2 protein-coding genes are annotated in these 9,152 nt (G+C 71.7%); both read right to left on the reverse strand.

Annotation, left to right across the window (positions count from 1 at the left end; genetic code table 11):
* The coding region (locus tag ACZ6B1_RS34145; protein WP_468784646.1) for an amino acid adenylation domain-containing protein at positions 1-7,764 on the reverse strand (7,764 nt) is incomplete at its 3' end.
* A 330-nt stretch (positions 7,765-8,094) separates the two neighbouring features.
* On the reverse strand, positions 8,095-9,152 hold a 1,058-nt coding region (locus ACZ6B1_RS34150), incomplete at its 5' end, for a type I polyketide synthase (RefSeq protein ID WP_468784647.1).

Here is a 9,152-nt window from a genome sequence, read left to right on the forward strand (position 1 = left end):
CACACCCCGCACCGACACCCCCGGCACAGCCACCACCTGCTCCAACACCCCCACAAACCGCCCCACCAACAACTCCGCCACACCCCGATCGAACAGATCAAGGGCGTATTCGAGGCTGCCGTGCAGGCCGTCCCCGTCCGTCGAGTCGTCCTCGACGAGCCGGACCGTCAGGTCGAACTTCGACGTGTCGTTGGGGATCGGTTCGACCGTCACCTGGAGGTCCGGGGAGGTGGTGGCGGGCAGGACGTCCTTGTTCCAGACGAACGCGACCTGGAACAGCGGGTGGTAGGCCGTGGAACGCTCCGGGTTGAGCAGCTCGACCAGCCGCTCGAAGGGGAGGTCCTGGTTGTCGTAGGCCGCGAGAGCCTTGTCCCGAACCTGGTCCACGACCTGCTCGAACGACCGGTCACCCGACAGGTCGACCCGCAGGACCCAGTTGTTGGCGAAGTACCCGATGAGGTCGTTGAGGTCCTCGTCCGTGCGGCCCGCGATCGGCGAACCCATGACGACGTCCTCGCCGGCGCCGAGCCGGGACAGCAGGACGGCGAATGCGGCCTGGAACACGATCGGCGGTGTCGCGGCGTGCCGGTGGGCCAGCGCCTCCACCGCGGCGGACAGTTCCGGTGTGATGCGGAACTCGACGGTGTCGCCGCGGTGGCTCGGGCGTGGCGGTCGAGGCCGGTCGGTGGGCAGGGCCAGCGGCTGTGGGGAGCCGGCCAGCTCGGCCCGCCAGAAGTCCAGTTGCCGTGCTGCCAGGCTGTCGGGGTCGGAGACGTCTCCCAGCAGTTCCTGCTGCCACAGCGTGTAGTCGGCGTACTGGACGGGCAGCGGCCCCCACTGGGGGGCGGAGCCGGCCGTGCGTGCCGCGTGGGCCGTCGCGAGGTCGCGGGCCAGCGGGGCGATGGACGCGCCGTCGCCCGCGATGTGGTGCATGAGCAGGACGAGCACGTGTTCCTGCGGTCCGACCGCGAGGAGGCTCACCCGGATCGGGATCTCGGACTCCAACGCGAACCGGTGGGCCACCGCCTCCGCGATCGCGTCCGCCACCTGGTCCTCCGTGACCGGACGCACCGGGACCTCGATCGAGACGTCCTGCGGCGACAGGATCCGCTGGAACGCCACGCCCCGCTCGTCCTCACCGATCACCGTGCGCAGACTCTCGTGCCGCAGCACCACGTCACGCACCGCGGCGGTCAGCACGGCCACGTCGAGCGGGCCGCGCAGTCGCAGGGCGACGGGCATGTTGTACGTGACCGACGGACCCTCGAACCGGTACAGGAACCACAGCCGGCTCTGCGCGAACGACAGCGGCAGTCGCCCGGGACGCGGGGCGGCCGCGACCCGGGGCCGGGCCTTCGCGGCAGAGTCGAGGTGGGCCGCGAACCGTGCCACCGTCGGGTGGTCGAAGACGGCCCGGATCGGCACTTCCGCCCCGAAGGCCCGTCTGATCCTTCCGATCAGCCGGGTCGCGCGCAGCGAGTGCCCGCCGAGGGCGAAGAAGTCGTCGTCGACGCCGACCCGTTCGGCCTCCAGCACCTCGGCGAAGAGTTCGGTGAGGCGTTCCTCCGTGGCCGACCGCGGGGCGCGGTAGTCGCCGCCGGTGAACACCGGTGCGGGCAGGGCCGCGCGGTCGACCTTGCCGTTCACCGTGAGGGGCAGGCGGTCCAGTTCGACGAAGGCCGCCGGGACCATGTACTCCGGGAGCCGCTCGGTGAGGAGGGCGCGGCCCTGGGCGGCGAGGTCGTCGGTGGGGTACGCCGGGTCCGGGACCAGGTAGGCCACCAGTTGTCTGGAGCCGTTCACGGCGTCGGTCACGCGGGCCTGGACGACGGCCTGGGCGATGGCGGGGTCGCCGGTGAGCACGGCCTCGATCTCGCCCGGCTCGACCCGGAAGCCGCGCACCTTCACCTGGGCGTCGTTGCGGCCGACGTAGACGAGTTCGCCGGAGCGGGTCCAGCGCACCAGGTCGCCGGTGCGGTAGAGACGCCGGCCCTCGCCGAACGGGTCGGCGACGAAGCGGGCGGCGGTGAGGCCGGGACGGCCGAGGTAGCCGCGGGCCAGTCCGGCGCCGGCGAGGTGGAGTTCGCCGACCACGCCGGGCGGCACCGGGCGCAGGCCGCCGTCGAGGACGTAGACACGCATGTTGTCCAGCGGCCGGCCGATCGGCACGCCCGCGGAGAGATCCTCGTCCTGTGTGAAGGCGTGGGTGACCGCGAAGGTCGTGGTCTCGGTGGGGCCGTAGCCGTTGATCACCTGGACGCCGGGGCAGTGCCGCCACAGTTGCCGCAGGGTGGCGACGGGCAGGGCGTCGCCACCCGCCCACAGCGCGGACAGGCCGGCGAGGCAGGTCGGGTCCTGGTCGACGACGGTGGCGAACAGGCCGACCGACAGCCACAGTGCCGTCAGGGAGTGGGTGGCCACCAGTTCGCGCAGTGCCGGCGCGTCCAGGTCGCCTCCCGCGGGTGCCACGACGGCGCAGCCGCCGGTGAGCAGTGGGACCCAGATCTCGAAGGTGCTGGCGTCGAACGCCGGGGAGGAGTGGACCAGTACGCGGTGCGCTCCGGCGAACCGGTGGTCGGTGGCGAGGGCGACGATGTCCTCCTGGGTGGTGACCACGCCCTTGGGTACACCCGTCGACCCGGAGGTGTACATGACGTAGGCGACGCCGGCCGCCCCGGACGGGGCGGCCGGCCGATCCGGGGCCGCCGCGCCGTCCGGGGCCTCGAACTCGTCCAGGGTGCGTACCTCGACGCCTGTCCGCGGCACGGCGGCGGCGGACTCCGGGGTGGCGAGGACCAGGACCGGCTGGGCGTCGGCCAGGACGAACTCAAGGCGCTCGCCCGGGTATTCGACGTCGAACGGCAGGTATCCGGCGCCGGATTTGAGCACCGCGAGCTGGGCCACGATCAGGTCGGCCGAGCGCGGTACGGCGAGTGCCACCAGGGTCTCCGGTCCGGCGCCCCAGCGCGTCAGCGCCGCTGCAAGGCGATCCGAGCGGACGTCGAGTTCCCGGTAGGTGAGGGTGGCGTCCGCCCCGGTGAGGGCGGGGGCGTCGGGGGTGCGGGCCACCTGGGCGGCGAACGCCTCCGGGACGGTGCGGGGTTCGGCCTCGCGCGCCGTGTCGTTCCAGTCCGTCAGTACGAGCCGCCGTTCGTCCGGGTCGACGATCTCGACGGCGGTGAGCGAGTTCGCCGGGGTGGCCAGGACCTGTTCCAGGACCCGGACGAAGCGGGCGGTGAGCCGTTCGGCGGTGCTCCGGTCGAACAGGTCCCGCGCGTACTCCAGGAAACCCCGGAGTCCTCCGCCGTCGGCCGCTGACAGCGTCAGGGTGAGGTCGAACTTGGCGACCTGGAGACCGTCTGCCATGTTCATGTGCGGTTCGAAGGTCAGTCCGGGTGCGGCCAGTTCGGGCCACAGGCCGTCGTGCCAGACGAACATCACCTGGAACAGCGGGTGGTAGGCCGTGGAGCGCTCCGGGTTGAGCAGTTCCACCAGCCGTTCGAACGGCAGGTCCTGGTGGGCGTAGGCGGCCAGCGCCTTGTCCCGGACGCCGTCGAGCAGCTCGGCGAAGGACGAGTGCCGCGAGAGGCCGGCGCGCAGCACCCAGTTGTTGACGAAGAAGCCGATCAGGTCGTCGAGGTCGGTGTCCGTGCGGCCGGCGATCGGTGAGCCGATCGTCACGTCGTCGCCGGCGCCGAGCCGGGACAGCAGCACCGCCAGCGCCGCCTGCAGCACGATCGGTGTGGTGGCGCCGTGCTCCCGCGCCAGCCGCTCCACCGCGTCGGCGAGCCCGGCGTCCACGGCGAACTCGACGGTGTCGCCACGGTAGCTGGGCCGGGCGGGCCGCGGCCGGTCGGCGGGCAGCGCCAGCGGCTGCGGGATGCCGGTCAACTCCGCGCGCCAGTACTCCAGTTGCCGGAACGCCAGGCTGTCGGGGTCGGACACCTCGCCCAGCAGGTCGCGCTGCCAGAGGGTGTAGTCGGCGTACTGCACGGGCAACGGCGTCCAGGCCGGTGCGTGTCCGGCCGTGCGGGCCGTGTACGCCGCCACCAGGTCACGGGTCAGCGGGGCCATCGAGGCGCCGTCACCGGCGATGTGGTGCATCACCAGCACCAGCACGTTCTCGCCCCGCCCGTCCCCCAGCAGGGTGGCGCGCACCGGGACTTCGGTGCGGAGGTCGAAGCGGTGCTCCAGCTCCCGGGTGATCGCCGCGTCGACGCCGCCGTCAGCCGTGACGGTACGGGTCACCAGGCCTGCGGTGACCTCGTGCGGCGGCAGGACCCGCTGGTGGGCGACGTGCTCCTCGTCCTCGTCGAACACGGTGCGCAGGCTCTCGTGCCGCAGCACCACGTCGCGGAAGGCCGCCGCCAGCGCCTCCGCGTCGACGGTTCCGTGCAGTTGCAGGACGACGGGCAGGTTGTAGGTCGCCGACGGCCCCTCGAACCGGTACAGGAACCACAGCCGGCTCTGCGCGTACGACAGCGGCAGCCGCTCGGGGCGCGCCACCGGTTCGACCCGCGGCCGCACCGGCACGGAGGACGCCCCGCCCGGCCCGCTCCCGATGCGCGGGAGCAGCCGGGCCACCGTGGGATGGTCGAACACCGCGCGGATCGGCACCTCCGTCCCGAAGGCCCGCCGCACCTTGCCGATCAGCCGTGCCGCCGCCAGGGAGTGCCCGCCGAGGGCGAAGAAGTCGTCGTCCAGGCCGACCCGTTCGACCTCCAGCACCTCGGCGAAGACGCCCGCCAGCAGTTTCTCCTCCACCGATCCCGGCGCCCGGTACTCCCCGTCGGCGAGCGCCGGGGCGGGCAGGGCCGTCCGGTCCAGTTTGCCGTTGACCGTCAACGGCAGCCTGTCCATGAGGACGAACGCCGCCGGCACCATGAACTCCGGCAGCCGCTCCGCCAGATACAGCCGCAGCCGGTCGACCAGGGAATCATCGTCATGGGCCACCACGCCCTCGTCGTCGTTCCCGGTGACCTCACCGTCGTCCCCGGCGCCGCCGGCGACGACGTACGCGACCAGTTGCCTGGTCACCTCGCCCCGGGCCCGGTCGCCCGCGCTGTCCCGCACGATCACCGCCGACCGGACCACTTCCGGGTGTCCGGCGAGCACGGTGTCCACCTCGCCGGGCTCGATCCGGAAGCCGCGGATCTTCACCTGGTGGTCGGCCCGTCCGACGAACAGCAACTCGCCGGAGGTGCTCCAGCGCACCAGGTCGCCGGACCGGTACATGCGCCCGCCGGCCGGGTCGAAAGGGTCGGCGACGAACCGCGAGGCCGTCAGGTCCGGCCGTGACAGGTAGCCGCGCGCCAGGCCGGCGCCCGCGATGTACAGCTCGCCCACCACGCCGGGCGGCACCGGCACCAGGCCGGGGCCGAGGACGTACACCCGCACGTTGTCCATCGGCACCCCGATCGGCACGCCCGCGGACACGTCCTCTCCGGGCCGCACCTCGTGGGTGAGGCAGCAGGTCGTGATCTCCGACGGGCCGTAGGCATTGCCGATCAGCGTGTCCGGGCAGTGGACGCGCATCTGTTCCACGGTGGTGACCGGCAGCACGTCGCCGCCGGTCCAGAGCTGGGTCATGCCGGCAAGGCTCGTCGGGTCCTGTTCCACGACGGCCGCGAACAGCCCGGTCGGCAGCAGTGTGCTCGACAGCCGGTGCCGGTGGATGAGCTCCCGCAGGGCCACCGCGTCGACGTTCCCGGGCGGGGCCACGACCACGCTGCCCCCGGTCAGCAGCGGGATCCAGATCTCCCAGGTGGCGGCGTCGAAGGAAAGGGAGGAGTGCAGCAGTACGCGATCCAGGCCGGCGAACCGCCGGTCGGTGGCGAGAGCCACCACGTCCTCGTGCGTGATCATCACACCCTTGGGGCCGCCCGTGGACCCGGAGGTGTACATGACGTAGGCCAGGCCCGAGGGCGTGGCGGGGCCGCCGGGCGCCAGGGCGGGACCGGTGTCCTCGGCGGCCGCCGCCACGAGGTCCTCGTACGCGCCCTCCGCGTCGTCCGCGTCGGCTGCGGTGCCGGCGAGGTCGGTCCACGTGAGGACGGTGACGGCGGTGTGCGCCAGTGCCGGCGCCGATTCGGCGGCCGTCAGTACCAGGGCGGTACCGCTGAGCAGGGTTTCGATCCGCTCCGGAGGGTAGTGCAGGTTCACCGGTACGTAGGCGGCGCCGGCCTTCAGCGTGGCGAACATGGCCACCAGGAACTCCACGGACGGCGCGAACGCCAGCGCCACCAGGTCCTCCCGCCGCACCCCGTGGCGTACGAGCTCGCGGGCCAGCCGGCTCGACCACGCGTCCAGCTCGGCGTAGGTCAGCGTGCGGTCGCCGGACACGATCGCGGGCGCCTGCGGGGTCCGTCGCACATGCCGGCCGAAGACGTCGAGGATGGTGCCCGGCACCGGTGGGCACGCGGTGTCGTTCCATTCCACCAGCACCCGCCGGGCCAGTGTCTCGTCCATCATCTCGACCAGGCTCACCGGCACGTACGGGTCGTCCACGACCGAGCGGACGAGCCCGAGGAACTGGTCGAGGAACAGGTCCAGGTCGGCCTCCCCGTACAGGGTGGCGTTGCCGTCGACGTACACGGACATCCCGTGACCGGGGCGCGCGTCGCCCAGCACGGTGATCGTGAGGTCCTGGACGGCGCCGAACCGGATGGTGTCGATGTGGCCGCGGGCGTCGCCGAAGTCCAGCGTGTCCACCCACGGAATGATGTTCAGGTTGTGCCCGAACACGTTGACGCCTGCGTTGGAGACACCGATCGCGTTGCGGATGTCGGAGATCTGCATCAGCCCGTGCGTGGCGACGGCCCGCTGCTGGTTCGTCATGGCGTGGGCGATGTCGTGGAAGCTCGCGTCCACCGGCACGGACAGCCGCACCGGAACCAGCCCGGACATCAGTCCGGGCGAAGTGGCGGTCACACCGGACCGGTTGGCCCCGGCGACACAGAACACGAACTCCTGGAGTCCGCACATCCGGCCGTAGAACACGGCTGCCGCGCCCGAGAGCAGACCGCTGACCGACAGCCCGATCGATTCGGCGACCTGCTCCCACTCGGTCAGCTCGTCCCGCGATACGACGGCAGTGCGGCGCACCATGTCGGGCCGGTCCGAACTGCGTTCACCGGGCAGCAGGACCGGGGCGGGCAGATCGGCGAGATACTCCCGCCAGAACTCCTGGTCGGCCGTGAACTGTTCGGACGCCCGGTACCGATCGTCCTCCCGCGCGATCACGCCGGCGTCCCCGAACGCCGCCTGCGGTGCCGGGTGCCCCGCCCGCGCCGCCGCGTACAGCTCGGCGACCCGCGAGACGAGCATCGACATGCCGAAGCCGTCGGTCACCAGGTGGTGGAAGCCCATGAACAGCCAGAAGCGGGACTCCGACAGCCGGATCGTCCCGGCACGGAACAGGATGTCGTGGTCGAGGTCGAAGACCCGCGCCGCCAGGGACTCCACGAGCGCCCGCGCCGCCGCCTCCGGGTCGGCCTCGGCACTCACGTCGTTGTGGAACGGCGCCCACGCCCCGGCGTCGACGACGATCTGCCGCAGCCCTTCCTCGGTCTCGCGGAAGTTGACCCGGAGGACTTCCGCCTCCTCCAGGAGGGTACGGAATACGGTGTCGAACAGTACGACGTCCGGGACACCCCGCACATCCGCCACGAGGCTCGGGTTGTTGGGGATATCCGGCATCAGACGCTGTGCCAGCCACAGTTCCTTCTGCGCCGACGACATACCGAACGAACGCGAAGGATGCATCTCTACCCTCTCGGAAGTCGCGCGGCATCTCGGAACTCGCGTGGCATGACGCATTCACGGCCGCCGCCGTAATTTATGGCCGCCGGTTCGACCCCATCAACCCTGGCCGACACGGCCCCGACCGCCCGCCTGGGGCCACCAATGACCCTTTGACCTGCGAAGATCGCGATTCACGGGCAATGCGCGAGGGCCGGGTGCGGAAGCTCCGCACCCGACCCGGAGGCACTGTCCGAAGGGGCCGACCGGCAGATGCCCAGGCCGCTCCCGCCATCGACCGGATATCGGTCCTGACCGGGCGCCGGGCGCCCTCGCCGCAAACAGCAGTTGGAATCAACTTCCGGAATCAGACGCCGGAATCAATTGCTGATGAAGGTGATGGGCGAGTTCCTCGGACGTCGGATTACTGTAGACGACCATCGCGGGCACGGCCAGGCCGGTCGCGCCGCGCAGCCTATTGCGCAGTTGGATGCCGCCGAGGGAATCCAGACCCAGATACTGAATGGGAACAGCGACGTCCACTTCGTCGGCACGCTCATGGCCGAGCACGGCCGCCACCTGCGAGGTGACCAGGTCCAGCAGCAGCCGCTGCCGCTCCCCCTGATCTGCGGCGCGCAACCGGGAGGCGAGTTGTGACGCCGACTCACCTCCCGCCACCTTCCGCCGCGCCCTCGGCACCAGCTCCGTCAGCAAGGGGGCCAGCTCCCCCGCCCCGGCCAGTCGACGCAGCGCCGCCATATCCCAGCGCACAGCGACCACGTGAGCGGCGCCCCCGGTCAGCGCGGCGTCGAACACCTCGAGGGCCTGGCCTGTACCGAGGGCCAGCACACCCTCGCCCCGCTGGCGTTCGACCCCTTCGGCTCCAAGATGCCTGGTCATCGCGCTCTCCAGCGCCCACAGTCCCCAGGAGGTCGACTGTCCGGGCAGGCCGGATTGCCTGCGGTGTACGGCCAGTGCGTCGAGGAAGGCGTTCGCCGCGGCGTAGTTGGCCTGGCCCGGACCGCCGAGCACCCCGGAGAGCGACGAGACGACCGAGAACAGGGTCAGCGGCTGATCGCGGGTGGCCTCGTGCAGGTACCAGGCCGCGTCCGCCTTCGCCGCCAGGACCCGGTCCACACGCTCGGGGGTCAGCGAGCCGATCACACCGTCGTCCAGCACACCGGCCGCATGCACCACACCGCGCAGCTCAAAGCCGTCCGGCACCGAACCCACGAGATCCACCACCGCGGAACGGTCCGACACGTCGCAGGCCACGACACGGACCGTGGCACCGGCGGCCTCCAGGTCCGCGACCAGCTCCGGCACTCCGTCGGCGGCGGCGCCACGGCGAGAGGCCAGCACAACACAGCCGGCCTCGTGAGCTACTACGAGTTGCCGGGCCAGGACACCGC

This window comes from Streptomyces sp. NPDC041129, from assembly GCF_055592265.1.